At 68.4% G+C, this 1587-nt stretch carries 1 protein-coding gene; it reads right to left on the bottom strand.

The features are described from left to right. Positions 1–15: 15 nt before the first annotated feature. The gene (locus ACE3UY_RS13460; protein WP_374688024.1) at positions 16–1347 is read right to left on the bottom strand and encodes an IS110 family transposase; all 1332 of its coding nucleotides are present in this window, start codon (positions 1345–1347) and stop codon (positions 16–18) included. Between the last annotated feature and the right edge of the window lie 240 nt (positions 1348–1587).

Genomic DNA, 1587 nt, shown 5'->3' with positions numbered 1-1587 from the left:
CTACCTCTGACAATGTCAACCTGGCTGTGCTCCATGGGTGTCAGTCTTGGCGGTGTGCAGCGCAGGTTGACGCGCGCGTGGCCGGTGGTGACTGACCTGGAGACTCGTGACAAACTGGTGCACGGCGGGATCGGTTGCCAGGACGCGCGACTCGGCGGAAGGCATGGGGCCAGGCGCGGGCAGGCCTTCCTGCTGATAGACCGTCGCGAGCGCCGGGATGCCTCGAGTCCGCTGACCGGTCCCATACGCCGCCGCCCGGGGGGTGCCGGGGGGTGGCCCGCTCTGGCGGCGTTGACCAGTGGCGCGTCGCCGGAGGCGGGCGAGCTTCTCCTGGGTGGCCCGAGGCACCGCATAGCGATAGGGTTCGCCGGAGCGGAGCACGTGCCAGGCGAGGGTGACGAGCTTGCGGGCCGCGGCGACGATGGCGATGTTGCGATTTTTGCGGCGCTGGAGTTTGCGGACGAAGGCCCCAAGGGGGCCGGGGTGCCGGTCCAGATGTTGGGCGGCCTGGACGAGCAGCCAGCGCACATGACTGGCGCCCTGTTTGGTGATGTGGCCGGTGTAACAGTGCTGGGCCGATTGACGGACCGAGGGCACGAGGCCCAGGTACGCCGCGAGTCGAGCGGGGGTGGGAAACCGGCTGATCTCACCGATGGCGGCCAACAAGGCCGTGGCCACGGCGACATCAATGCCGGGCAACGTGAGCAAGAGCCGGACGCGGGGATCGGCGGCCGCGTCGACGACCTGCGACTGCTCCAGCGCGGTCAGTTCCTGCTCGACCGCCGCGAGCAGGCGGCCATCGGCATCGACCGCTGCGCGCTCGGCGGCCGGCAACTCGACCGTCGTGAGCCAGGCCAGTCCCGCACGCGAAAAGAGATCGGCGACAGGACAGGGCAGCAAGAGCTGATGCAGCACACTGTGGAGGCGATTCTTGAGCCGCGTCCGTTCCGCCACCAGCCTACTCCGGCGGGTGGTCAGGCGGCGAGCGGCCAAGGTCGCCGCATCGGGAATCCACACCGGCGGCAGATAGTCGCAGCGCAGCAGCTGGGCCAAGACTTCCGCATCGACTCGATCCGTCTTGATCTTGGCCGTGGCAATCGCCCGGGTGCGGAGCGGATTACTCACGACGAGTCGCGCCGGGGTCTCTTGCAACAGGGCGATGACGGCCCAGGTATTGGTGGTCGCTTCGACCGCGACCGCATCCTCGGCGGTGAGCTGGCGGGCCCAGGCGGCCAGCGTCGTCCGAGTGAGGGGGAAGCGCAGTCGCGTACAGACGGTGCCGTGGGGATCCACCACACATCCCGCCACAACCGTCTTATGAATATCCAACCCAATAAACCGTGGCATACAGCCTCCTTTCACGGTGAGCGCAGGCGACGGCGGGGGGCTCCACTCGGCAACTACCTCTCCGGCCTCGCAGGCCAATCGGGTGGGCCGCAGGGGCGGTCAGATACGATCGCGGGCTCGCAGCCCATAGCTATACGCGACCGGCCCCAAGCGACGTGGTCCCCGCGCTCTCGTCGCCACCTCGCTTGCCCCAAACCCGATGCCATGTCTGTACGCGCGGTTACGGGCTCCTGCAAGTGG

The organism is Promineifilum sp. (SeqCode), assembly GCF_041918635.1.
In the GTDB taxonomy this organism is placed as follows: domain Bacteria; phylum Chloroflexota; class Anaerolineae; order Promineifilales; family Promineifilaceae; genus Promineifilum.
The sequence above is the reverse complement of the archived record's forward strand: the minus strand, read 5'-3'. Positions and strand labels throughout refer to the sequence as shown.